This window comes from Paraflavitalea sp., assembly GCF_059502485.1.
Window position 1 is genome coordinate 121158 of the sequence record NZ_JCACET010000011.1, and the last position, 26987, is coordinate 148144.

15 protein-coding genes are annotated in these 26987 nt (G+C 48.4%); 7 read left to right on the plus strand and 8 right to left on the minus strand.

The annotated features are described in order from the left end of the window. The first annotated feature begins 140 nt into the window (after positions 1-140). Positions 141-4223: a hybrid sensor histidine kinase/response regulator transcription factor gene (locus AC5JBY_RS28365; protein ID WP_495908061.1), complete on the plus strand. Its 4083-nt coding sequence runs from the start codon at positions 141-143 to the stop codon at positions 4221-4223. Positions 4224-4246: 23 nt separating this feature from the next. On the opposite strand, the gene AC5JBY_RS28370 is transcribed toward AC5JBY_RS28365, so the two are convergent. Genes AC5JBY_RS28370 through AC5JBY_RS28380 form a run of 3 tightly spaced genes read right to left on the minus strand, consistent with a single transcriptional unit; the run spans position 4247 to position 10002 of the window. Further along, the gene (locus AC5JBY_RS28370) at positions 4247-6706 is read right to left on the minus strand and encodes a glycoside hydrolase family 95 protein (protein ID WP_495908062.1); all 2460 of its coding nucleotides are present in this window, start codon (positions 6704-6706) and stop codon (positions 4247-4249) included. Positions 6707-6725: 19 nt separating this feature from the next. Further along, a complete protein-coding gene (locus AC5JBY_RS28375; RefSeq protein WP_495908063.1) occupies positions 6726-8660 on the minus strand; it encodes a glycoside hydrolase family 97 protein in 1935 nt (644 codons plus the stop codon). A gap of 31 nt (positions 8661-8691) precedes the next feature. After that, on the minus strand, positions 8692-10002 hold the full coding sequence (locus tag AC5JBY_RS28380; RefSeq protein ID WP_495908064.1) for a family 8 glycosyl hydrolase: 1311 nt from the start codon (positions 10000-10002) through the stop codon (positions 8692-8694). 125 nt (positions 10003-10127) lie between these two features. On the opposite strand from AC5JBY_RS28380, the gene AC5JBY_RS28385 reads away from it, so the two are divergent. The 3 genes from AC5JBY_RS28385 to AC5JBY_RS28395 all read left to right on the plus strand — a co-directional run bounded on the left by AC5JBY_RS28385 (position 10128) and on the right by AC5JBY_RS28395 (position 14159). Next, entirely contained in the window at positions 10128-12041 is a 1914-nt protein-coding gene (locus tag AC5JBY_RS28385; protein WP_495908065.1) for an alpha/beta hydrolase-fold protein, read from the plus strand. A gap of 386 nt (positions 12042-12427) precedes the next feature. After that, positions 12428-12898, plus strand: coding sequence for a response regulator (locus AC5JBY_RS28390; RefSeq protein ID WP_495908066.1), 471 nt, complete (start codon positions 12428-12430; stop codon positions 12896-12898). A 262-nt stretch (positions 12899-13160) separates the two neighbouring features. After that, positions 13161-14159, plus strand: coding sequence for a hypothetical protein (locus AC5JBY_RS28395; RefSeq protein ID WP_495908067.1), 999 nt, complete (start codon positions 13161-13163; stop codon positions 14157-14159). Position 14160: 1 nt separating this feature from the next. On the opposite strand, the gene AC5JBY_RS28400 is transcribed toward AC5JBY_RS28395, so the two are convergent. Beyond that, positions 14161-14682 carry a hypothetical protein gene (locus AC5JBY_RS28400; RefSeq protein ID WP_495908068.1) on the minus strand — a complete coding sequence of 174 codons (522 nt, stop codon included), beginning with the start codon at positions 14680-14682 and terminating at the stop codon, positions 14161-14163. Positions 14683-14927: 245 nt separating this feature from the next. Here AC5JBY_RS28400 and AC5JBY_RS28405 point away from each other — a divergent pair, with 245 nt between their 5' ends. Next, positions 14928-15407, plus strand: a complete 480-nt coding sequence (locus AC5JBY_RS28405; protein ID WP_495908069.1) for a VOC family protein — start codon at positions 14928-14930, stop codon at positions 15405-15407. Positions 15408-15524: 117 nt separating this feature from the next. On the opposite strand, the gene AC5JBY_RS28410 is transcribed toward AC5JBY_RS28405, so the two are convergent. The 4 genes from AC5JBY_RS28410 to AC5JBY_RS28425 form a co-directional block, all read right to left on the minus strand. Beyond that, positions 15525-17135 (minus strand): MFS transporter, encoded by a 1611-nt coding sequence (locus tag AC5JBY_RS28410; protein WP_495908070.1) that lies wholly within the window; start codon positions 17133-17135, stop codon positions 15525-15527. A 6-nt stretch (positions 17136-17141) separates the two neighbouring features. Further along, positions 17142-18191 (minus strand): HlyD family secretion protein, encoded by a 1050-nt coding sequence (locus AC5JBY_RS28415; RefSeq protein ID WP_495908071.1) that lies wholly within the window; start codon positions 18189-18191, stop codon positions 17142-17144. Between the two features lie 13 nt (positions 18192-18204). Continuing rightward, entirely contained in the window at positions 18205-19551 is a 1347-nt protein-coding gene (locus tag AC5JBY_RS28420) for a TolC family protein (RefSeq protein ID WP_495908072.1), read from the minus strand. A gap of 139 nt (positions 19552-19690) precedes the next feature. Further along, positions 19691-20569, minus strand: coding sequence for an AraC family transcriptional regulator (locus tag AC5JBY_RS28425; protein ID WP_495908073.1), 879 nt, complete (start codon positions 20567-20569; stop codon positions 19691-19693). 230 nt (positions 20570-20799) lie between these two features. Here AC5JBY_RS28425 and AC5JBY_RS28430 point away from each other — a divergent pair, with 230 nt between their 5' ends. Both AC5JBY_RS28430 and AC5JBY_RS28435 read left to right on the plus strand, forming a co-directional pair. Then, the gene (locus AC5JBY_RS28430) at positions 20800-22821 is read left to right on the plus strand and encodes a CHAT domain-containing protein (RefSeq protein ID WP_495908074.1); all 2022 of its coding nucleotides are present in this window, start codon (positions 20800-20802) and stop codon (positions 22819-22821) included. Beyond that, positions 22814-26977: an nSTAND1 domain-containing NTPase gene (locus AC5JBY_RS28435; protein WP_495908075.1), complete on the plus strand. Its 4164-nt coding sequence runs from the start codon at positions 22814-22816 to the stop codon at positions 26975-26977. Before AC5JBY_RS28430 ends, AC5JBY_RS28435 begins: the two co-directional genes overlap by 8 nt. The last annotated feature ends 10 nt before the right edge of the window (positions 26978-26987 follow it).

Genomic DNA, 26987 nt, shown 5'->3' on the forward strand with positions numbered 1-26987 from the left:
ACACGTGTATAAAATTCGATAAATTGGCCATCGATGTGTGGGACGATTGTTGGATATAATGTCAATAATGTTCGGATTTCTGGTCAAACTGACAATTAATCGCAAATTGCACATAAGTGCTATTCTATATATTGCCTGTCATGAAGTATCTATCCATACTCATTCTTTGCTTGCTTGCCGTAGCTGGCTATACACAGCCTAAGCATATCAATTTTACCTCCATCACTGTCAAAGACGGGTTGTTATCGAATTCCATTTTTGCCATCTTGAAGGACCGGCATGGCCTGATGTGGTTTGCCACTACTGATGGATTGAATAAGTATGACGGTACCAATTTTACTGTTTACCGAAACATCCCGGACGACAGCAGCAGCCTGCGGGCGAATGAAGTGCTGGCTTTGCATGAGGACAAGGCGGGCAATTTGTGGATAGGCACGGGCGGCGGTGGTTTGAGCCTTTATAACCGTCAAAAGAATACTTTCGAGCACTTTACTTTTAATAATATAGGGCTGACGGCTGACGCTGTCATCAAGAGCATCTGCAGTGATAACCGCGGCAAGCTGTGGATAGCGTCTTACGCGCGTTTGTATGTAATGGACATCGCCTCCCGGAGCATTTCAGCGGTATCTCTTCCGGATGGGAACGGCAATCCTGTGAAAACCGTCGTGGAAAGTGTTTTTGAAGACAGCAAACACCGGATATGGATCGGCACTTATCATGGACTGTTCCGGTATTCTGCTGAAACTAATTCGTTCAGGCGTTTTTTATATCAGGCAGGTGATCCCTCCAGCATAGGCGATAATCATGTACGCACCATCACGGAAGATAAGTCAGGGGGTATCTGGGCAGGTACGATCAACGGCCTGAGTAAACTGCAACCGGATGAGCAGCATTTCATTACTTACCGGCATATACCTGGCAACGAGGAGTCGCTTAGTGACAATGGGGTGAATTGTATAACGGCTGATAATGACGGGCTTTTATGGGTGGGCACCCGGAACGGGGTGACTGCTATTCATATAGCCACCGGAAAAGTGTCTACTTATAAAACCGAGGACGGCAATATTTTTAGTTTGACGGGCAAATCGATCAGTTGTGCCTGGTTTGACGCGGCGGGGATCTACTGGTTTGGCACTTTCCTGCGGGGTATCAATAAGTATGATAAGAATATCAACTTGTTTGGCCTGAAGCTTTCCAGCTCCTTCAATAAAAACGGGCGGGCGTCTCTTATCGTCACCAATTTTGCTGAAAACCCGCGGGGTAATGTGTATGTGTCCACTTTTGATGGCGGGTTGTATGAATTCGACCACCGGACCAGCGAGGTATGGCCAACGGCTATCGGGTTGAATGGACAATCCGTACAGCCTATCACCATTATGGCGCTGCATATGTCGCTCGCAAACAGGTTATATATCGGCACTTATGGAAAGGGCGTGATCGCGTTGAATACGCTCACCGGCAAAACAATGCCCATAACGGCTGAGAACACCTCCGGTAACATATACAGCAATGACATTCATTGTATCGGGGAAGACAGTAAAGGGAATATCTGGGCAGGCACCAATGGCGCCGGCATTCATATTATCCATGATGACAAAGTGGTTGTTACGTATAGCCCCAATCCTTCGGGGCCTCATGAACGTCTTTTGCCGATCAACGGTTATATCAGGGCTATCGTGGAAGATACCGATAAAAATATCTGGATCGGTACGCATGGCGGTGGGCTGGCGGTGTACCATCCTGTTGGTGATACCTGGGATATCTATACTCAAAGTAATAGTCAGCTGCCCAGTAATAAAATACAGTCGCTGCTGTGCGACAGCCGTGGCATGATGTGGGTGGGTACGGATGGCGGCGGGTTATCGCTGTTCAACAAGCAGCAAAAGCGGTTTACACGCTTCACGGAGAAGGATGGGTTGCAGAACACGACGATCTACCAGATCGTGGAAGACCTGCGTGGGCAACTATGGCTCAGCACGAATACCGGCATCAGCAGCATGGACCCTGCTGCTCATAAGTTCAGGAATTTCACCAGTTATAATGGTGTTCAGAACAGCAATTTCTTTCATGGATCGGGCATACGGTTGTCGGGAGGAGAGATCCTGTTTGGCGGGCTGGAGGGTATCAACTATTTCAATCCTGCCGGTCTTACGATCAACCACAATGTTCCGAAGGTGCTGCTGACTGACCTGAAAATATCGAACAAGTCGGTGATTGCCGGAAACGATGCGCCTATTCAAGCGGATATTTCGATCGCCAAAGAGATCAGGCTGGATTATAAGCAAAATTTTGCGCTGAGCTTTGTGGCGCTGAACTATACGCTGGCAAAACAAAACCTGTATGCTTATCGCCTGGAAGGATTGGAAAGGGACTGGAATTACACAGGGACTAATAATACTGCTTCGTATACGAATCTCGATCCTGGTAGTTATACATTTCATGTAAAAGCCAGTAATAATGACGGTGTATGGAGTGCTGCTGAATCGCAGATAAAAATATACGTGCGGCCTCCCTGGTGGCGTACTACTGCTGCTTATGTATTTTATATCCTGGCCATCGTTGGCCTGGTATTGTATAGCCGCTACCGCGTGTTATCAAGGCTGCGCAAGAAGCTTGCGCGGGAACAGGAGCAGCAACAGGTGAAACGCCTGCAGGAGCTGGACCGCCTGAAGCTGAAGTTCCTCACCAACCTGAGTCATGATTTCAGAACGCCTATTTCCCTCATCTCGGGCCCTATCGATCAATTGATCGATGGAGAAAGAACGAATGCCAAACTCGACAAGCTTTATATTGTGCGGCGCAATGCTAAAAGGCTGCTCAACCTGGTGAATCAGCTGCTTGACTTTCGCAAGCTTGAAGAGCAGGAACTGAAATTGCAGCTTTCAAGGGGTGAGTTCGTTTCTTTTGTCAAGGATGTATCGGACTCATTCAGGGACCTCTCTGAGAGAAAGCATATCAATTTTTCTTTCAGCAGTACTATACAACACCTCGAAGCGCTTTTCGATGCTGATAAAATAGAGCGGATATTATTCAATTTATTGTCGAATGCTTTTAAGTTTACCCTGGAAGGCGGCCATATCAGCGTGGTGCTGGAAAATGCACCTGAGCGGAATGATGGTAAGCATCAATGGGTAACGCTGAAGGTGATGGATTCCGGCATCGGCATCCCGAAGGAAACGCTCGACAGGATCTATGACCGTTTTTTTCAGAATGATGGTTCTGCGGCTATTCTTAATTATGGTACTGGTATTGGCTTGTCGATCACCAAGGAGTTCGTGAAAATGCACGGCGGAACCATCGATGTTGAGAGTGAACCGGATAATGGAAGCACTTTTATTATTCATCTTCCTCTTGTTGTTGCCACAGCAACTGTTGTTGACTTACAACCAGTGGCGCCCGTGGCGGAGAAAGCGGAACTCTCTAAAAGTGTGAACGGGTCGGCTAATAAGAAAGTATTGCCGATCATCCTGCTGGTAGAGGATAATGAAGATTTCAGGTTCTATTTAAAAGATAACCTGCGGCATCATTATATGGTGGTGGAAGCAGTCAATGGAAAAGAGGGCTGGCAAAAAGCTTTGGCGCATCATCCTCAGCTGATCATCAGTGATATCAGTATGCCTGAAGTGAACGGTATCGACATGGTGAATAAATTAAAGTCGGATAAAAGGACGAGTCATATCCCGGTGATCTTACTCACGGCGCTTAACGATCAGCAACAGCAGATCAAAGGGCTTGCTACCGGGGCCAATGACTATATTACGAAACCGTTCGATTTCGAAGTGTTGAATGCCAAGCTGAAGAGCCTCCTTGAATTGAACAGCGCTATGAAAAGCACTTACGTGAAACAAATATCGCTTGCTGCCCCGGAGGTGCGGATCGATTCGTCGGATGAAATTCTATTGCAGAAAATCGTCCTCTATCTCGAGCAGAACATCACCAATCCGCAGCTTTCTGTAGAAGGATTGAGCAAGGAGTTTGGTATGAGCAGGAGTACTTTGTATACCAAATTGCTTCAGATCACCGGCCAGACACCGGTAGAATATATCCGTTCTTTCCGGCTGGAGAAGGCAACGGTATTGATGGCGAAAAGCAATATGACTATTGCGGAGATCGCTTACCATGTTGGATTTACAACGCCTAATTATTTTGCGCGGTCATTCAAGCAGAAATTCGGGATGCTGCCATCGGAATACGTTGCCGGTCATAGAAAGGAAAATTCTTAGCAGGGCACAAGCATCTGCAGCACTTACCTGCTTTGTATTGTATATAGTTTTCCTTTTTGAGTGGGGATATCGTAGAGCCAGGTTTTCTTCAATTCCGGTAAGGTAATGGTTGCGTCCTGCGAAACTATTGGGGTTGGTGTTGTTTCGGTTTTATAAAAGGGATTGGGATTTTCTCCTGTGGCGGCAGTTAATGGTTTTCCATCTGCTGCTGTCAATGGATTGGGGGTACGTAACCGGAGATTGCCACCAAGGGTTGATCTAACGACCAGTTTTACCAGTTTTGCTTTTTTCCATTCCATGCTTACTATTTCAAAGCCTCCCCAGGTCAAGAGTCCACTTACTTTTCCGTTGGGCCAGGCATCGGGCAAGGCAGGCAGCAGGGATACGGCGCCATCAGCGCTTTGCAGCAGCATTTCCGCGATACCGGATGTGCAACCGTAATTGCCATCGATCTGGAAAGGTGGATGTGCATCGAAGAGGTTGTTATAGGTTCCACCTCCACCGGGGTTGGCGCCTACCGGCGATAGCTGATTTTGTATGAGTTTGTAGGCATGGTTTCCATCGAGCATACGGGCCCACCAGTTTACTTTCCATCCCATGCTCCAGCCGGTGGATATATCTCCACGTTGGAGGAGGGTGTTTTTGGCCGCGCTGTACAACTGTGGTGTGCGATAGGGTGATAACTGGTTGGAGGGGAATAGTCCATATAAATGCGAGATATGGCGGTGATTGTCTTTCGGGTCGTCGATGTCATCCAGCCACTCCTGTAGCTGACCGTGTTTGCCAATGTGCATGGGGGCCAGCCGGCTACGCAATTGTTGGAGTGTATCGGCAAAAGGTGCATCCTTGCCCAGGATAGCGGCTGCTTTCATGGTGGAGCTGAAGATATCGAAAACGATCTGGTTGCTCATGGTGGTACCTGCATCGAGGGAAGAACCCTGGTGGGCAGCAGGTGCATTTTCGGGTGACATATCCGGGCAAAGGACCAGCCAGTGGTACTTCGGGTGCTCTACCAGATAATCGATGTAATAGGTAGCTGCTCCTTTCATGGCCGGGTAAATGGAAGCGAGGTAGTTTTTGTCGCCCGTGTACAGGTAATGCTCCCATGCCTGCTGGCTCAGCCATCCGCCCCCGTTGTTCCATGCTCCCCAAAAGGCGCCATCTACTGCGCCGGTAGCGCGCCATATGTCGGTGTTGTGGTGTGCCATCCATCCGCGTGCGCCATACATGTCTTTAGCTGTTTGCTGTCCGGTCACCGACAGTTCTTTAACCATCGTTGAAAAGGGTTCAAACAATTCGGCGAGGTTGGTTCTTTCTGCCGGCCAGTAGTTCATTTCAGCATTTATATTGATGGTGTACTTGCTGTCCCATGGTGGATAGAGCCTGTTGTTCCAGATGCCCTGCAGGTTTGCAGGCTGGCTTCCCGGTTGTGAAGCGGAGATCAGCAGGTAGCGGCCATACTGAAAATAAAGTGTCACCAGTTGTGGATCGTTGGCTGTATTGAAGTTTTTCAACCGTTCATCTGTTGGTTGTGTTGCTGCTGCTGTTTGACCAATATCGAGCTTTACCCGGTTGAAGTATCGCTGATAGGCGGCCACATGTGACTGGAGGATAGCAGCAAATGGTTTCACGGCTGCCTTTTGCATTATGCTCTGTGCTCTTTCCTGTTCGTTGCCGCTTACACCTTTGTAGCTGTTGAAGTTGGTAGCTGCGGAAATATAGATGGTCACTGCATTGGCTGCATGCACGGAGAGGGACGTATCACCAGCCGCGAGGGTGCCGCCCTCGTTCTTGATACGCACAAGACCTTTGTATTTCACGCTGCCGGGCACGGTTTCATGTGTGACAGTAGTGCCTTCGATCGTCAGTTCTTTGGCGGCGGTGGTTTTGACAACTGCCTTCGGTTGCGGCGTGGAGAAAAATGCTTTGAAACTGATGCTGCCGGGCTTGCTGGCCGTTAGGCGGATCACTACGACACGATCGGGCAAGGATGCCAATGCCTGCCGGGTATAAGTAACTCCATCAACGGTATAGGTGGTGGTGGCTATAGCACGTTCGATGTCCAGTTCACGGGAATAATTATCGTATGTTGCGTGGCCATCAAATGAAAGGTGCAGGTTGCCCAAAGGTTCAAACATTTGCCCATGGGATGTTTTAGCAATGATTGTCTTGCCTGCCAGTTTCTCTGCGTCTTTTTGACGGCCTTCGAAGATGAGCTTTCTTATTTCGGCCAACGACGCCAATGCTTCCGGGTTATCGTTGCGGTTCGGTCCCCCACTCCACAGGGTGTGTTCATTCAACTGTATGGTTTCTGTTTCCACGTTTCCATATATCATGGCCCCGAGCTTTCCATTGCCAATCGGCAGGGCATTTTCCCAGGTCTTTCCTGAGGGTTGTTTGTACCAGAGTTTTAAGCCAGGTTGTTGCTGTGCAAGACCTGTGAGTGCTGTTAACAGTAATAAAACGAATGGACCCTGTTTCATTATTAGTTGTTTTGTTCTTCTATTGCAGCGGAACCAGTGATGCTGCAAAACCGCCGCGGCGGAGTAGTTGTACTTCTATCGTGGTTGACTGATCCACTACCTGTTGTTGTATGTTGAATGCCTTGTCGTGTTCTCCATCGGCGATCAATGTCATTTTGTATTTAACGCCCGGTTTTAAAAACCCAAAGGTGATCTTTTTTCTCTTCGGCCTTATTTCGGCGTTAATGCCGCCTACATACCAGTCATTGCCTTTGCGACGGGCCATGAGGACCTCTTTGCCGGGAAAACCCTCAATCAATTGGGTTTGTTCCCAAATTACCGGCACCGTTTTAAGAAAGCTCTTAGCGGCATCCGGTAACGCGTCATATCCTTCCGGGCGGTCGGCAAAGTGTTGCAAGGCGGATTCAAAAATAACGCTTAATGCCAGTTCATGGCCATAAGATGTAAGGTGTGGAAACTGGGAGTTGGTAAATGTGACGGGTGTATAATCCATAGCTCCTACCACATTGCGTGTAAAGGGCAGGATGCAATTGTGCTCAGGCGCAGTGGCCGTAAAATCCGGTACATTGTTATACCACTCTGCTCCGCGTACCGCTTCATTGGTCATCATGTTGGGGTAAGTCCTCGCCCACCCTCTCGGCACCATGCAGCCATGGAAGTAGACCATCATTTCAAAGCTGGCGGCATCTTCCAGTATGTCCAGGTAGTATTTAACCATGTCCTGTTTCTCGCTTTCAAAAAAGTCTACTTTCACGCCCACAAAGCCGAGGTTCTTCAGTTTGGTAAATTCTGCTACCCTGTTTTCATGGGTCAGCATACGGTCGCGGGGTGTGGCCGTTACACCGGTGTGCTTTCCTCCGGAGTTGTACCAGATGAGTGGCCGGACGCCTTTCGACTGGATGTATTTAGCAGCATCTTCCAGTGTGCCGCCATTGCCCATGGCATCCCATTCCCAATCGAGTAATGTGTAAGGCCAGTTCATCCTTGCTGCCAGGTCGGCAAAAGCGGTTACGATCTTATAGTCTTTGGTGCCGTGGTTGCTGGACCAATAGTTCCATGATACGGCTCCTGGTTTTATCCAATCTGTGTTTTTGATAACTGATGGCGCGGATACATCTTCTACCAATGTCGAAACGACGATATCGGACAGGCTGCCGGCAATGATGACGCGCCAAGGTGATTTCCAGGGCAGCCTGATGGATGGCAAAGAATCTCCCTGACCGTTGCCGTCTCTGGGGTTGGGGAAGGTAAGTTTATAAGCATTTTTGTCGGCTGTATTCCTCAATTTGGTGCCGCAGTAATCGCGGTTTACATCGGCTTCATGCAACAGGAACCAGCAAGTTTTATCGGGCGTGTTGAATAATGCCGGATAACACCAGTCCTGTTGCTGTATCTTGTCGTCGCTCATCGCTGTGTAGAGTCCTTCATTGGCCGGATTCCACTTCTCCATCCACCGCATGGTTTGTTGCGGAACAGAAAATGCGGTGTGTTCATCTTTTATGATAAAGCTGCCCTGCTTCTCCGGAAACTCATAGCGGAATGTCATTCCATCGTTCCAGGCTCTTATGATGATATTCATTTTGGCTTTGCCCGGCGTTTCAAAAAAGGCTGTCAATTCATTGGCCGTATTTGTGCGGCTTAGCCGCTTGCCATGCAGGGCGGTATACTGCTCATTGATCAAAACCGGTTTGCTGGTCTTCAGTAAAACAAGGTTGCCGGAAAAGTCCTGGTCATTGCGCACCAGCCCGAGATCGATTCGCGGAACCGCCTCGGTTACTTTGCCCTCTGCTTCGTATTTTATGTTCAGGTACCAGGCGCCTTTGGCGGCTTCATCATGCTGTAAGGCCACTTTGATCTTCCTGTTGGGCGATGCTATTGTTGTTTGCTGTGCATTGACCGTAAATGCATGTGCTATAAGGACCAGGATTGTCGTCAGTGTTGTTTTTGTTCGCATATTTGGCCGTGTGGTAAAAGTGTTGCTGCTATCAGCGTGCGGGTTTAATGAGCTGGTATCTTCCGCTGAGGTGCATAAGGCTGAACAGGTACAATAATCCATCGTAGTATGGATCGAAATAGCCGTCTTCGTATGGCTGCAGTTTATCGTTCCAGATAGCCTCCACGAAGTCTTTGCTGTTTTTCTCCGTGTTGATGAGTGAGAGCGTTGCGGCTGTAGATACAAGACCTATAGAATGGCGCAGCTTTTTTACACTGCCGGCCTGCAAAATGAAATCGGGCCTGGAACCATCTACATTGAACTGGTCATCGTACGTATCGATTCCTTTTGAGCGCAGGAATCCCTGGAACCTCCTGGCATAATCTTCCTGCCACTGCCTGTCTTTTCCAAACCAGGTATAATCCATTGCAATGTTCATGGGCACGCGCCAGGAATCGTAGCGAAAGCCCGGGGGCATCCAACGGGTTGGGTGTGGCTGTCCACTAAATTCTGTATAGTCGGAATTGAGGCCTGTTACCGGATGGCAGGCTCGGTGCAGGAATGCGCGGGAAGTATCGGCGCAATCTCTGTAAAATTGTTCGTGTCCATCTTTGGCATACAAGGCCCAGACTTCATAGAAGGCTGGCAGATGATAAGAAGGATCGGTCCATTTGTAATTGTCGCCTTCTGGTACAAACGTGATCTGTTTGTGTTCGGTATTGATGAGGTGGTAGATATTGCCTGTTCCATCTTTTTTCCACATGGCATCGAGTATTCTTCGAGCTTCCTGATAATAGTCGATGCCGGTATTGTTGCCCCAACGATTGGCGGCAAACAGGAGACTGGTAATGTAATAGAGTTCCCCATCTGAAGCCGAGCCTTCTGAGTTCTTTTTCAGGGTTTGTGGATTGATGCTCCAGGCGAAATACGCTTCTCTTGGTCCGCTTTGGTGTTGTAAATATTTTTTGGACCATCTCCATATCCGGTCGAAGACTTCTTTTTTGTTGAGCTGGACGGCGATCATCATGCCATACGAGAGGCCTTCGGTCCTGGCGTCGTGATTTTTAACATCGGATACATAGGCCATCGAATCGCCTACTTCAAAGTAAACGCGTTGGGGCCCTTCAAATATATCATACCAGGCTTTTGCTATTTTCTGGTCGATCACTTTTGGGTCATATCCTAACTCCCGGAAAAGGTTGCGGTAAACGCCTGATTGAATGGCGGGTTTATTGGGACCAGCAGGCTGCCGTTTTTTACTTTGGCCTACTGTGGTGAAGGCTGCTAATAAAAAAGTGGCAAACATCACTGTAACGCATAGCTGGCTTCGGTGTGGGGTAACTAATAAACGTATGGCTTTCATCGTGCTGTAAAAATCGAAAAATACTTGTATGCAGGACAGGAATAGGTTGGTCGATTTGTATCATTTTGCAATGTGACTTATCGGCATTTCTAATAGGGGTAAATTTGTTTCAACTTACTGCCATTATGAATAAATCCATCTTTCTCATCGTTTTGATGAACTTGTTTTTTCTTTCTCTTATTGCTCAGCCAACTGTCAAAGAAGCTCCTGCGGGCTTCGATGTTGAACGTACCGGCATCGGGCATGGAAAGATCGATACCATTTCCTATGCTTCAAAAACAGTGGGCACCACGCGGAGGGCATTGATCTACACGCCGCCTGGCTTTTCTACCAGGAAAAAGTATCCTGTACTTTACCTGCTGCACGGTATTGGTGGCGATGAAAAGGAATGGCTAAACGGAGGCAAACCTCAGGTAGTGCTGGATAATTTGTATGCAGATGGAAAGCTGGTCCCTATGATCGTGGTGCTGCCCAATGGCAGGGCCATGAAGGATGACCGGGCGGGGGGTAATATCATGGCGCCGGACAAGGTGCAGGCGTTTGCCACTTTTGAGCAGGACCTGCTGAACGACCTGATCCCTTTTGTAGAAAAGAAATACCCGGTTTTAAAGGATCGTGAACAGCGTGCCATTGCAGGTTTGTCGATGGGCGGTGGTCAGTCGCTCAACTTCGGATTGGGCAACCTTGACCGTTTTGCCTGGGTTGGCGGTTTCTCTTCCGCTCCCAATACGAAGCCGCCGGCGGCGCTGGTGCCCGACCCTGCTGCTGCCAGGCGCCAGCTGAAATTATTGTGGATTTCCTGTGGTGACAAGGATGGTCTGCTCTCCTTTAGCAAACGCACGCACGATTATCTTTATGAGCAGGGCGTTCCTCATATCTACTATCTTGAACCGGGTGCTCATGACTTTAAGGTTTGGAAGAATGGCTTGTATATGTTCTCCCAGTTCCTGTTCAAGCCTGTCGATACTACCAAGTTTGCCTCTTATACTGTGTTGGGTACTGCTGCTGTTACCAATGTACGGTCGGCCAGCTATCCTCAAGTGATGCCAGATAGCAAGGTGTCTTTTCGCATCAAGGCGCCGGATGCACAAAAAGTGCAGGTGGACCTGGGGCGTAAGTATGATATGATCAAGGATACGGGTGGCTATTGGAAGGTGACTACCGATTCGATCAGCGAAGGGTTTCATTATTATTCTTTATTGATTGACGGTGTGCCGCTGGCTGACCCTGCGAGTGAAACTTTTTATGGTATGGGCCGTATGGCCAGTGGTATCGAGATCCCTTTCCGCGGCGGAGACTATTATGCTGTTAAGGATGTGCCGCATGGGGATATACGTATCAAACGTTATTATTCTTCCGTCAGCAACTCCTGGCGGAGGTTCTATATTTATATGCCAGCCGGGTATGAAGGTTCTACGCAATCTTACCCGGTCTTGTATCTTTTGCATGGTGGCGGCGAAGATGAGCGCGGCTGGGCTACACAAGGCAAGACTGACCTCATTATGGATAATCTCATTGCCGCGAAGCAAGCCAAGCCTATGCTGGTGGTGATGATGGACGGGAATATAGGAACCGGTGGTTTTTCTGAACAGGCGCTGCGTGCTTTTGAGAATGAGTTGAAGCAGGTGGTCATTCCTTTTGTGGAGAGCAATTACCGCGCTGCAAAGGAACCTGTCAACAGGGCGCTGGCGGGTCTTTCTATGGGCGGATTGCAAACGCTGTATGCCGGTATTAAGAACACCAACTTGTTTGGTTATCTCGGCGTATTCAGCTCGGGCTGGTTGCCGGCGCAACAAGCTTTATCCGAGGCGCAATATAAGTTTATCAAGGATAACCAGCCTGCCATTCAGCAAAACCTGAAGTTGCTGTGGGTTGCTATGGGTGGCAAAGAGGATATTGCTTACAACAATTGTAAGGTGATGCTTTCTAAGTTTGACGAAGTGTCCTTGAAATATACCTACAGTGAATACCCGGGTGGCCATACCTGGCCTGTGTGGCGCAACAATCTTTATTCGTTTGCTCCGCTGCTTTTTAAATAACCATTCGTATCCCGGATCTAATTGATACCTGCTACATAACCTCGTCGACTTTTAATGCCTTTTTAATGAGGATAAGGTTGGGCTCTGTAAGTTAATCACCCTGGAAAAAGGCCTGTTCGAGCTTGCCTATTTGGGGAATATATCCACACTTTTTATCGGAAATATGTTGCCTGTCATATTTCCGATGCAAATTCTGCAAATTTTATTGAAAGTTTTCGCTATGCAAATATTATACCCTGCATTCCTACCTGTGTGACTGTAAATGAGTTGAATATTTTTCATGCAATAAGGTGCAAATAGTGCCGTTATTCCAACAGTATAGCAATTTTTTCCCTTTTTATTTAGCGGTTCCAATTAAAATTTAGTTTAACGTAATCCCCCATGTTATGTACAGAATTTTAATGGTAGCAGACGATCATAAAGAAGTAGAGTTATTAAAAAGTGGATTCGAAAAGGCAGCTATCGCCATTGAAATGATCCACGCAGAAACGGTAACGCAGGTACTACACATTTTAAGCACCTCCCTGCCTTCTATTATTTTCCTGGACCTGCGGTTATCGACCGCTTATAGCTGGCATATCACCGAGCAGATCCGACAGCGGGCTCTTTACAACGATATTCCCATTGTGATGTATGCCGATTCGGGTGAAGTTACGCTCATACATGAAGGCTTCCGGGCTGGCGCCGATATGGTGCTGCAAAACTCCGCCAATGTAACCGTGCTCAGCGAATCGCTTAAGAGTATTTTTACTTCCGACTGGAAGACTTTGAAGCAACAGCGCCTGGCCAGGAAGCTGTGTTTAAGAAACAGCCGTACGAGCAACAGTCAGATTGGTTGGCTGTCGGCCACCGGGTAATAGGTTGTACCCAAACTTCAGTGTCAATCCGTACTCTTATATATTTTCATTTTTTTAGTCAATTTGATTTAGGGGTCGGCCCGGCGTGGTTGCCGGGCCATTTTTTTCCATCGGCACAAGTGCCCAGGTGGCGTAAGTACACCTGGCTGCATACTCGCCAGCAACATGACAGGGCAAGGGCGTTTTTCAATTAATACGCCGCTTATATCACTTCAGGCAGGTTCAACTACTGCTCAGACTGCCATGTACCTTCCTTTGCAGGATGAAACTGATCATTAGTCTTATTGTATTTGTATTGCTGATAACAGGAAGTGTCACTGCACAAGTTGTTTATGAACCTGTACTGGTATTAAATCCGGGTGAGCGTGTAGAGAAGTTCCTGTCGTGCTGGTGGCTGGATGAGCAGGGAGCTATTGCTTCGCTGGTGATCCGTCAGCCCGATGGGAAGTTATCAGCCATCGAGCATGGCAAGCGGCGGAATGACCTGAAGCAGGAAGATATATTGATCAGAGCTGCCTGTGAGCGGCTTGATCCGTATAAGGTGCCGCGCGAATCGCATGTACAATTTGGCGCTCTGCAGCCCAATGGTCAATGGAGCATCCGGTCGGGCAACAGGAATTATGGCACGTATGACAAGATCGTGTTCATGCGCGAAACGGAGCAGCATTTTATGGCTATCGTGAGTAATAAGAAAGGGAACGACGAGTCTTTTTATTGTATAGATGACCGAGGCAGCAAGGAGCTGCTTAATGGCCGGCCGCAGCATTTTTATACCAACAGCCAGCTTACGAAGGCGGCTGTGGTAATGTTTGATGCAGGCACTATGTCTGCGGACATGATCAACAAGCTGCCACGGGAGCAGCAGGTGGCGCTGTATGAGCAAATGGGTAATGCCTCGGCCCGGAAGCAGGTTTGGGTGAGCGATGGGAAAACGTATACGGTAGACAAGAAGAGCCGTTTGTTTTTCGATGCGTCGGGTCTGCATTTTATAGAGGCGTCACCGGCCGGTATGTTTTATATCGATGGCCGGCAGCATTCTAAAAATGTGTCTGGCGGCGGCACCATGTTGTTTGCCAATGAAGCGGGTGACAGTTGGGCTTATTTTTATGAGATCTACCTGACGTTTAAAGATAATTTCACGATCAGGGATGCGATCAGTCCTTACCTGACTACTGAGCAAGGACGAACCGTTGTGAACTGGTATGAGGTAAAAGAAGAAGGTGGACAGGTGACGGTAAGGCGTGGGAAGCGTGGGTTATAAATCAATTTCCCAGGCACAAGGTAAGCGCCAATATCCAAATCAGAGAACGCTGGTCTTGTGAAAGTGAGGTGTGCAGTCCACCTGAACCTGTTACCGTGGTATGTGTTTCTGTTGAATGAATGACCGTGTTCGTGCCATCAGGATGAACAATGACCTGAGCTGCTCCCGGTATATCTGAAGTGACGATCACCGTGTTCCGGCCATCGGGACCAACTACGATAGAATGCCCGTCCATCTTATGCATCACCGAGTGTTGTCCGTTGGGATGTACAATGATCTTCGGTCCCGGCTTGTTATCTCCTACTACCACCGTATGCTTGCCGTCGGGACCCACTGCAATGGAATGACCGGCTGACTTATGTACTACCGGATGTGTGCCATTGGGATTTACGATGACCGTTGGTGCTCCTCCTTGTCCACCTATAGCGATGGAGTGTGTGCCGTCAGGATTTACGATGACTGTTTGGCCGTTTACCAGGTATGCCGTGGTGGCAAGTATTGTGGTGAGTAAAAATTTAATCATACCTGAAACTACTAAACGAATACTAACAGCAATGTTAAAGTGGAGGCAGGCAGGATTGGGTTAAACAATTTTAACGATTCCTCTGTCAATCCGTGGTCGATGTAAGGGTCTTTGGTGCCCAACACTCTGATGTAATATCCCATGGAGTTGGTGTGTGTTTAGGTGGAAATTATTTTCAATATTGCTTACATTTAACTATTGATGACGGTCTTGCAATACTTAAAGTACAACTTATAATACCAACAATGAAAAAAGCTGCTTTAATAACCATGGTCACTGTGGCCTCCTTTTGTTCTGGCTTTGCTTTTAAGGCCTTGCTGTCAACGCAAAATAATACAACCGCAAAGGGAAAAGTAACCGGTATTGGCGGTATCTTTTTCAAATGTAAAGACCCTAAAAAAGTGAAAGCGTGGTATCAACAGCATCTTGGTTTGAATACCACTCCTTACGGAGCAAGTTTTGAATGGTATGAAGGTTTCGACAGTACTAAGAAAGGGCAAACGCAATGGACACCCTTTGCCGAAACCACGAAATACTTTGCTCCTTCAACAAAGGATTTTATGATCAATTACCGGGTAGAGAACCTGATGGAGCTGGTTGAGCAACTTAAGAAAGACAGTGTGACCATTGTCGACAAGATCGAAACTTTCGACTTCGGTAAGTTTGTTCATATTCTCGATGTTGAAGGAAATAAAGTGCAGTTGTGGGAACCGACGTATAATTAGTAAATAAGGCGGTTAACAGTATGGGTACAAGTACAAAAGCACAGAATATGCTTCGTTTTTTACAGGCCGAAGGCCCGGGAATAGGGCTGCGAGACTACAAGTCTCGCAGAGCTACTGCTAAGCTGCAACTATTTGTTTCTTATCAATGCTCTTAGCTTCCCTCGCCGCTTTTACTTTATTCACCACCGCAAAAATGATCAACAACGTAAACGCCACCGCCGTCACCACCGCGCCAATGTAGAAGATAGCCCGGATGGTTAGTAACTGGCTTTGAATGCCCGTAGACTTTGCGATCAATGCATTCGAAATCCCTGTCGCCTCTCCTGCCCCATATCCTTTTGATGTCAACAACCCTTTGTATAACTCCTGCCGCTGGGCAAGGGCATCGCTGCCGGGGATCAGTTTGCCCAGGAAACTTATTTTGAAGTGCTGGTTGTAGTTGAGCTGCAGGGTGTAGAAGCCGGCAATGGAATTGAGCGTGGCAATAAAACGGGTATAGGTAAGTACGGTGATGCCCGTTGGTGTGGCCGTTTGCGGAATGGAAGCCAGGCACAGCACACTGATGGGTACAAACAACAATCCCGAAGCAAAGCCCTGAAAGAAAACAGGGATACATACTTCCGCAAAAGACAGATCAGGCGTGAGGTACAGGTAGCCCCACACGTGGTAACCAAACAGAATCGCAAAGCCGGCCAGCAAGAGCTTGGGCAGGTTTTGCTTGTTGGCGAGGATCACCTTTACCACGATGAAGGTAGCCATGATCACTCCGGCTACATTGAACAAGCCCGCATTGACTACATCTCTTGAGCTCCAGCCTAATACCGAAGATGCATAGCCATAGATAAAGTTGATGGTATCCTTGATGCCAAAGAACAACAGCATCAACACCAGGCCAAAGATGAACTTACCAGATTTGAACACGCCCAGATCAATCAACGGACGCTTGAGGGTTGACTGCCGGTAGAGAAAAAGCGTGATCATGAAAACAGCGAACAATGCTGTATTCCTGATGAGAGGGTCTGCAAACCAATAGCGTTTGGGACCGTAGATCATCACAAATCCTGCGGCAGCAGCGCCAAATACAAAGAGTGCGTAGCCAAACCAATCGATCTGGTACAAGGGGTAAGGCTTCCGGGCTGGTGTCGCCTTAAACAGCAGCAGGACCAATAAAATGGCCGTTACCTGGAAGCCGATCAAAATGTAGTACAGGGCTGTCCAGTCTGTAGTGCCCACTATCCGCGAGGCTCCTATGCCAATGAGCAATCCGCCGGTCAGGATCAGTGAAAAGAAGAGGGATACGCCTATCAATGTGCTCTTTGACGCGGGGAGTGTAGAAAAGATTACGATGAGCATGCAACCGGCAATGAGGGCGGTAATGACACCGGTCAGGAAACGTAAGATCGCAAAGATGACCAGGTCTTGCACGAACAGGATGCCGATATTGAGCAAGATGCCTGTCATGAATGCTATCAGCAGGTAGCTGCGGGTATGGAAGTATTTGACCAGCCTAAACATGATGGGCAAGGTGGCGATAATGCCCACGTAAGCGATCTGGAACACAAACGTGATGTCTTCGGGCTGGGCGCCATAAAAGGAAATGACATGGGCTTGGATGATGCCGAAGGAGGCAAACTGGGCTATGGCGGCAAACAATACCAGCAACAGTCCTATCCTGACGAAGCGCAGGTGGCCACCGAGACGGTTATGAAAGTAGATTGTGGGCTCCATCCTGTTTTAGTTGTTTTCTTTCTTCACTTTCACTTTTACGTTCATACCTGCTTTGAGGGCTTCCACGTTGGGCTCATCAAAGATGATCTTGACCGGTACGCGTTGCACGATCTTCACAAAGTTGCCGGTTGAGTTATCTGCCGGCAGCAAGGAAAACTTCGATCCGGTGGAAGCGGCGATGGCTTCTATTTTGCCCCTGAATGTTTTGCCGGGGATGGCATCGGCTTCAATTTCTACTGGTTGATCCAGGTACATGCCGTGGACCTGTGTTTCTTTAAAGTTGGCGATCACCCATTTGTTGTTGGTGTTGACCACCGATACCAGTGGCTGTCCTGCCTGTACCTGTTGTCCTTCAAGGATGGTCTTTCTTCCTGTGTAGCCATTGTAGGGAGATGTGATAACCGTATAGCTCAGGTTGAGGCGGGCCAGATCGAGCAGGGCTTCTGCTCTTTTGCGGGCGGCAAAGAGGGAGTTGTACCGTGATTGCAACTCCCTTACTTTACTGTCGCCGGTTTTCAAGCTATTGATGGCGGCACTGTGGTCGCTTTTGGAGACGTCATATCTTGTTTGTACCTGCTCGTAGTCGGACAGGGTGACGGCTTCTTCGCTCAACAGGTTCTTGTAGCGCTTTACATCCTGCTCCTGCTGCCACAGCCTGGCCTGTGCGGAGTTGATCTGGTCTCTATTGACCAGTGTGGCTGTTTGGGCCGATAGGATGGCTGCGTTTAAAATTTCCTGTTGTGCTTTGGTATCTTCCAGCAGGGCCTCGGCTTCTTTTACCCGCTGTACGTATTCACGGTCGTCGAGGATCACCAATGTATCACCCTGTTTTATCGACTGGTGTTCCTCAAACAACACTTCCTTGATGAAGCCGCCGGCTCTTGCTGAAACGGGATTTACATAGGCATCGACTTGTGCATCATTGGTGTCTTCATATTCTTCGCTGTATACGAGATAGCGAACAAAGTAAATGAGCCCCACGATGACTACCGATACGGCGGTGAGCTTGATGAGTATGTTTACGAATCGCTTTGCTGTATTGGTCTTTGTTTCCATTGTGTTTGTGTTTTTACAGTTTGCCGGTTACGAAACGTAAGCGGTAGTAGATGGTTAAGGCGGCTATATTGGCTTGTATGTAATTGAACCTCGATTCCTGGTACAGGTTGTCAGCTTCCAGCAGGTCGGTGAGCAAGGTTAGCTGGTTGGCGTACTTGGTGTTTTGGATATTGTAGTTTGTTTCTGCCTGCTCGATGGATTTTTTAATGACCAGCATGCGGTTGATGGCTTCATGGTATTTGATGGCCAGCGCCCGGGCTTCCTGTTGCACATTGTCTGCTATCCACTGTTTCTGTTGTTGCAGTTCCGTTTCGCGCAGGCGGGATGACCTAACCCTGTCTTTGTTGTGGTACAGGGAGGAGATATCGTAAGTGGCTTTGACGCCGATGGTGCCTATCGATATGGTTTGCGCCACCGGGGGAAAGATAAAGGTGTTGGGATAGTTGAAACCATAACCTCCGAACAGGGTGATGGAAGGTTGGTTGAATGATTTCGCCAGCTTTGTGCGGTTTGTCTGCAGCTCGATCTGTTTCTGTGCTTTCAGGAGTGCATAGGTGCCCGAATAGTCGTTCAGCAGTTTTTCCAGTTCGAGGCTGTCTTCGAGGTACAGTGATGCCGTGTCTGCCGGGATGATGGTTGTCCAGTCGTCGAGGTTCAGCAGGGTATTCAGCTTTTGGTTGCTGATCTGATAATCGTTTTTATTGGCTGTTTCGCTTAGCAGTACATTAGACAGTTGTACTTCAGCTCTCAGCACATCGCTTTTGGTTACTTTGCCGTTGGCGTAAAAGGTGTTGATGTTTTTGGAGCGCGTACGTGCTCTTGTTATCTGATCCCTTATCAGGTGTGCCTGGAAGTAGAACCTGACCATCTCCAGGTATTGTAGCGCTACCTGCAAGCCAATATTGCCTTCCTGTTCTTTGGTGTTGATGGCGGCGAGTTCATTTTTGTATTTGCTGTCTGCTACGATCGCTTTTTGTCTGCCGCCGGCATACAGGTTGAAGGAGGATTCCAGCGCGAGGGCGCCACCATTGGCATTGGGCGGTTTGGTGATGGAGCGGGGATCGCCCCAAACGCCATCATAGAGGGTTACTTTGGTGTATCGCTGATAAGTGGCGTTGGTGTGAACCCGAGGCAAAACGCCCATTTTGGCATCTCTGAGGTCCAACTCTGTTGCGCTTTCCTCGGTCTTCAGCACCTCAATCAATTTGTTCGATCCTTTTGCATAGCGGATCGCTTCTTCAAGAGACAGGTTCATGGTGGTGGTAGCTGTTGTTTGTGCGCAGAGGCTACCTGCCGATAGCCCCAAACAGGCGAGATAAATGCCAGGCTTTACGTGTTTTCCAATGCTGAACTTTTTCATTGTATTATTGTCTGTTGTGTTTAATGCCTGGCAAACGGTAGCTGCTATTGCTCCATCACGGCAATAGGTTTCCCATCATGACCCGGCATTCATCCCGATCCATGTTAATTATGTTTGCTGCTTTGCCTGAGTACGTTGATTAATTGGGTTCTATACCCGATTTGAAATTGCTCCTGAACCGGCCGGGTGATATGTTGGCCAGTTTGGTAAAAAGCCTGTTGAAATATTGGGCGTCATCATATCCTAACCATACGGCTATTTCTTTTATGCTTAAGTTGGTGTAGCAGAGTAATCGTTGTGCTTCGCGCAGCATTTCCTGCTGTATGAACCACGATGTGGTGAACCCTGTTACTGATTTTATGGTATCGTTCAGGTAACTTATGGAGAAGCTCATCACTTCTGCATAGTCGCCCGGTTTTTTAAAGTCCCGGTAATGTTTTTTGACCAGTTGTTTGAACTTCTTCGTGAGCTCGATGCTTCTTTGCGAGTGTTGTTCCAATGCCGATGCTGTTATGGCCTGAAAGGCGGCGGCTATTTTGTATATGCCGGGTGTCGCGAATGCATTTACTGCCGACCGGTGGAGGCTGCCCAATGAAAAATCATGGTAGGTTTGGAACATCAGTTCAAAGTAACGGGCAAACCACTGGAGGTCTGGTGCTGATAATGGTAACAACGGCCCTTTAAACATAGAAGCCTCGATCATCAACCCTGCATGCTCATCGATCAGTTTGTTGTCAAGGAATAATATCCAGCCGTTGCTGTTGTTGTTGAACTTAACGGCCTGGTGGATACCTCCCGGAGGCAGTAAGAGCAATGTGTGTTGTGGCACATAGATCTTCTTAAAATCAACCATCAGCTCGGCATTGCCTGCCGCCAGCAATATGCATACATAATGATCATTGCGGTGCAATTGACTTATGTCATCCGGGAATTCTGTAATGAAGGTGTCGCTGATCTTGTCGATACGGACGCCCGATATATTCTCTTTCAATTGCCAGATGGGTATTTTGCCTTTCATTGCTCACTTGTTGATTAAATCCACCACACAAAATTACCCCGGTATCCAAGCCGAATGTCATACTTATCACCTATTTTGTTGGACAAATCACTTATTTGATCCGCTATTCTTTAGACGCTGAACCAGGGTGTTCTTTAATGATAGGGTGAAAACACCGTTCGGGTCTTCTCCAAATCCTGTAACTTGTAAACGAAGCTACCGTACCCCTCATATTATAAAATTTAACTGCTATGGCTAAAGACATTATCCTGGTAGCCTATGCCAATGATGCAGATCAGTCGCTGGGCAAAGTGGAAGAGGAAGCCAATGAGATCGTCCGGATATTAACAACCGGAAACGGAGATGAGGTAGAAGTGCACCTGATGGCGGATGCCAGTCTCCAAAAGATCTGGAAATTCTTTGAAAATCATCACGATAGGATCATTGCTTTTCATTTTGCCGGTCATGGCAATGGCACGGCTATTTTTCTGGCTGGTGGGCAGGAAGCTGCTATCGAAGGGCTATCGGGCTTGCTGCGGCAGGCGCCGAAATTGCGCTTTGTATTCCTGAATGCCTGTGCTACCAAAGGCCTGGTGGAATACCTGCACCGGGCCGGCGTGCGTTCGGTGATTGCCACTTCGGTTGCGATCGAAGATGATGCCGCTTTCGATTTTGCCATTCACTTTTATTCTCCGCTTTCCAACTTCTGGACCATCGGCCGTTCGTATGAATTTGCCCGGTCTTTTCTTTGCACCCGGCCCGGGCTGGCCTATGCTTTCCTGGAAGAAACGGCTCCGTTTACGCCTGTTCCGCACCAACTGGCGGATGATTCCGATGCATTGCCCTGGGGCATTTACTACAATCCTGCTTTCGATCCGAAAAAGGATGGAGACGAAGACCTGATCAGCAGCCTGGCCGACTGGACGTTGCCTGATTCGACCGCTAAGCTGGAAGCGCCGGCCAATTATGATCCCAACTATAACCTGATAGAGCTGATCGCCGGGAATGCCGTGCAGATTGCTGATAAGCTGGATGCCTCGACAGTTGCAGCTGCACAGCAAGATCCCGACAAATATCCGGATGTGAATGATCTTATCAGGCTTAGAAACTTATACAAAGATCAGAAGGCTGGTGATGCCGAAAATCTTGTGCCGCTGGCCGATATCATCATCCGGCTGCTGCCCTACCCGCTTGGTGTGTTGCTGCGGCGGATGATGACCATCCGTGCCGATATGCAGCAGGTGACAGAAGCGGAGGATTATCTCTCCATGCTGCAAACGCAGATCAACCTGTACCAAACGCTGCTGCGCCTGTATAGTTACACGATGCTTTCCTCGCTGTGGGATATGATCGAGAAGCAAGGTGTGAGCCCTGCCGTGCCGCAGGATGTACCGCCTATCGAGGCGCTGCCCGATCTTACGGAAAAGGTATTGGAATCGAGCAATAGCAACAGCAAAAAGGGTGTGCGGATCAATAAAGGTCAACGTAATTACCTCGATAATTTTCTCCAGCTCGACGCTAAAACACGCGAGGAGTTCGACTATGCTTCTTTTACGCGTGTGATACGCGAGATACTAGAAAACAATACGCCTTCTCCTTTCATCCAGGAATATGAAAATGTGAAGCAAGGTTTCGAGAACCGGGAAGGCTTCTATCATTCGCACCTGTTTATCCAGGGCCTGAAACTCAAGTTGCGGCATGATAAGGTGCACGAACTGTTGTACCCGGGTTTGTGTTCGCGCATGGAAGAAGAGCTGATCAATGTGTTCAAAACGGTATTCTTTATCCTGCGTTATAAGCTCGTGGTGGTGAAAGATATCGAGTTCGTCAAGGGCCGGTATCCGCCAGGCGCTTCTTACCAGCATCGCCGCATCTTCCTGCACCGGGTCAATGATTCTCCGTTGAGTGAAGAGGAGTTCAGCTCGACTTCGCATACGGACAGTTATTCCGTGCTGTTTATCCGCGGCCGGGACGACCTCAATGATTACATTAGCCTCTCTCCTTTCGTGATCGATAAGAATGCCCTGACCGGCGACGGTAGTTCCAAGCTCTATTTTTTCAGTCATTCTACCAAGAACGCTCATGTGTTTGAATGTCTCGACGATCCCCGTAGTATCATCCGTATCGATAATGAGCAGTTTGAATACCTCGATGGTCTTAAGCGAACGCGCTATGAGCTGAAGAAAATTCAGCGTCGCTTCCTGGGAATCAAAGAACAATTTGAAGCCTTCAAAAAGAAGGTGCAAACATTACAATTTACCGATCATGAGTGAGACAATGGTGGCTCTCCGGAACCCTTTTAAATTTCTGGATGCCTACACCAAGGAGGATAAGAAGTTTTTTGCGGGCCGGAATGAGGAGACGGAACAGCTGTATGAGATGGCCAACAATGGCGACCTGATATTGGTGGTGGGTGAATCGGGCGTGGGTAAAACTTCGCTGGTGCAATGTGGTCTGGCCAACAGGTTCCTGAAAACCGACTGGCTCGACGTGTGGGTGAGGCGCGGAGATGATTTTGTAGTTTGCCTGCGTGATCAATTGATCAAATCCCTGGCAGCACGTGGCAATAAGAGTCTGACAGGCGATGAAATCATTATACAATTAATTCAACAATTATACCTGGATTCATTCAGGCCGGTATACCTCATCTTCGACCAGCTGGAAGAGATATTTACGCTGGGTTCGGTCGACGAGCAGGAAGCATTCTATAAGCAAATCGAAACTATACTGGAGTCAAGACTGTCCTGTAAGATCATACTGATCATACGGGAGGAATTCCTGAATAAGCTGAGTGATTTTGAATCGGTGGTGCCTGAGCTTTTTTCGCGCCGGTTGACCGTCAAGCGTATGACCCGGCATGGTGCAAAGGCTGTCATCACCAAGGCGGCAGCCGGTAACCGGATCGCTTTCAAACCTTCGGAAAAGGTGATCACGGATGCAATCCTCGAAGCGTGTATGCAAAAGGAGCAAACGGTGTATTTGCCCTGGCTGCAGGTATTCCTGGATGCTTTGTGGCGCAAGGCGGAGGCCAAAAAAGAAGAACAGATCACTTTCGATGAGGCATTGATCAATGCGGTGGGCAAGATCGAGGAGGTGCTGCGTACCTTCCTGATCGACCGGGTGCGTGAACTGGCGAAAACAGAAAAGGAAGATGATATCTGGCTTTTTCTGCAGCAGTTTGTCGTAGACGGTGGACTTGCCGAGGAACGTGGCAAGCGCCCTATCCGTGAACAAGAGATAGCAGTGGTGCCCAGGGATAAGGTGAGGAACTGGCTTAGCTATTTCGAACAAAGGCGGGTATTGCGCCGCATCGAGACGGGCCAATTTGAACTGGCGCATGAAAGCCTGGTGCCGATCATTCTCGAGCACCGGCGCTATGCGGTAAGGCCCCGTCATCCTAATCCACCGATCAAGGGCAATCCTTATAAAGGGCTGGCCGCTTATGAAGAGCAGGACCATACTACCTTTTTTGGCCGTAAGGCGATCACCGATCAGCTGGTGCGCAAGATTGCGAGTGAACGCATAGTGGCCGTGGTGGGGCCTTCCGGCGCCGGCAAATCGTCGATCATCAAAGCCGGATTGCTTCCCAAGTTGCGGAAAGATGGTTACCTGGTCATTGCCAAACGCCCGGGCGAGCATCCCGACCAACGGGCCGATGAGATCAAAGCAGCAATAGCGAACGCCCCGGAGCAGCAGAAATTTGTGTTGTACATCGATCAGTATGAAGAGCTCATTACCCGTTGTGAAAGTCAAAAAGCCCGTGATTATTTCATTACCTATCTGAAGTCATTGATAGATACACAGGCCGCCAACGAACCGGGGGCTAAGGATATCCGGATCATTCTGAGTATCCGGTCGGACTTCGAGCCGCAGTTCGATTTCTTTTTCCCCAATCACTGGGGCAAAGGAAGGGTAACGGTGCCTGGCTTTACGCCGGAAGAGATCCGGGAGATCATCGTGGAGCCTGCTTACCAGGCCGGTCTGGAGTTTAAGCCAGAGTCGCTGGTCAATATCATCGTGGAAGAAGTATCGAGGTCATCAGGTTCACTGCCGCTGCTCTCCTACACGCTCAGTCAAATGTATATCGAGTACGACAAGCGGACTGTGGTAAAAGATGGTTTTATTACGGAGCAGGACTATAATATTCTTGGCGGTGTTATCGGTGGTTTGCGGACCCGGGCCAATGAGATCTATGACAAATCGGATGTTGCCAACCAGCGTACGATCCGCAATGTGATCCTGCGTATGGTTTCTTTGGGCGCCGGTGAATTGGCTGGCAAAAGGGTCTATGAAGCTGAGCTGGTATATACCAAGGAAGCGGAGAACGAGCGGGTAAAGAGCAATCTTTCCAAATTTATCGAGAAGCGATTGGTGGTGAGTGGTAAGGATGATAGTGAGCATGTTTATTATGAACCGGCGCATGATGCGCTGGTACGTTCCTGGGAAAAATTATGGATCTGGATCAATACGCATGGCAAAGAAAAGCTGTTGATGCAACAACGGCTCTCGGAAGCGGTGCGCAATTTCCAGGTGGACCAGGTGTTGTGGCATGAGAATTCGTGGCTGAATGTTTTGGAAGAAGTGATCAACTCCGAGGATAACTGGCTCAATAAGCCTGAGACAGAATTCGTGCAGCAAAGTATTGCTAAAAGGGACGAGCTGATCGAAAAGGAGCAGGTAGAGCAACGACAATTGCTGCAATCGGCAAAAGACCGGATTGCGCAGCAGGAACGGGAGGCTACACTGAATAAGGAGAAATTAACTTATTCGAACAGGGCGAAGAAATCGCTGATCTGGGGTATAGTAGTGGCCGGCGTGCTGGTGCTCGTCAGTGGTTTTTTGGCCTGGCAGAATAGTATTGAATCGGACAGGGCTAACATAGAAGCAAACAGGGCTCGCCAGGAGGAACAGAAAGCCAATGAACAGACCAAACTGGCTAAGGACAGAGAACGAGAGGCTAATGCGCTGAAAGATTCGCTTGCTATGAACAACGTTTCGCTTGACAACTCCTATAAAAAAGCCGATTCATTGCGGAGAAAGTCAGAAACAAACAACAAGACGCTGGCAGCACAAAATACGCAAATCGGCAGACTGCTCAGAGAGGCAGAGTTTGCCACACAACGATTGACGCTGTATAATCGTGAGCTTTCAAAAGCCAAGGAGGCTGCAGATAGAAAGGGGGATAGTATCGCTGCCTTGTATGCACAATATGATTCTGTCAGGAGATCGAGTAAATGGCTGGCTTATGCGCAAACGACTGAAGCGATTCATCCGGCATTGGCTTACCAATCTGCCCAACGGGCTTTGGAACTGGATGCAGACGATGCCAAGGTGAAGGCCTACCTCAATCAGCTTGCTGCCACTGAGAAATATTATGAATCATGGATCATATCGGGCATTCGCTCGCAGGTAACGCCCGATGGCAACTATGTGCTGACGATCGATCAGCAAAAAGTGGAATTCTGGAATCCCAATGGCACACGGGCTGCTACCCCCGGGTTCAGGATCTCCGAGGGTATCAATGCACTTAAATTTTCTCCGGACCGGGATATCTTAGTTATTGGTGAAACCACCGTATCGCTGCGCAGGCCCGACGGGTCGTTGCTTCCGGTAAGGGTTGAAAAACCTGTTAGTTTTGCGGGCTTTGCCGCCGGCGCTTCCAACCAGGTATTGGTTGCTTCCAATGATGTATTACGTTTGGTGACTGTTGGCACCAGGAGTGAACAAAAGTTGTTAGAGAAACAGGGGGCTGTGGTGGATGTAGTATCTAATGCCGGGTTCATTACGGTGCTTACCGAGAAAGGTGTTTATGTACTTGACCGGAAAAAAAGCGGGCGTCCGGCAGAACTGTTGATCAATAAAGATGAGACCGCATTCCTTCTTCCCTCGGGAGATGGCTTTCTGGTAATGAAGAACAATATGATCAACCGGTACAATAATAGCTTGCAGAAAATCGGTAATGGGTATTCCGTTGCAGGCTTTTCAAAGGACTATTATACGGGACAGTCTGCTTACTTTTCTCCTGACGGCAAGAAGGCGTTGATCGTTCTCAGTAGCAATTCATCTTCGATAAAGCAGGAATCATATGGGGCTATTACGGTGATGCTTGACCTGACAAGTGGAACGGTCCGACCCTTTGCTACAGAGCCGGTCAATAATCCCCGGTTTTCCGCTGATGGCAGCCGCATACTTCAATACACGATCGGGAAAATTGTTATCTATGACACAAATGGTAAACAGTTAGGTTCTTTGGGAAACAATACGCTGTTTCATTCCTGGAACTTTCTGCCGGGAACCAATGATATCCTTACCAGTTCGCTCGACAGGCGTACCAAGTTATGGACATTTGGTACACCGGTTTCCTTACTGCAACAAGGCAAGCTGGCCAGGTTCTCTGACGATGAGATGAAGCAAACCAAGGTAGAATAAGCTCATTAAC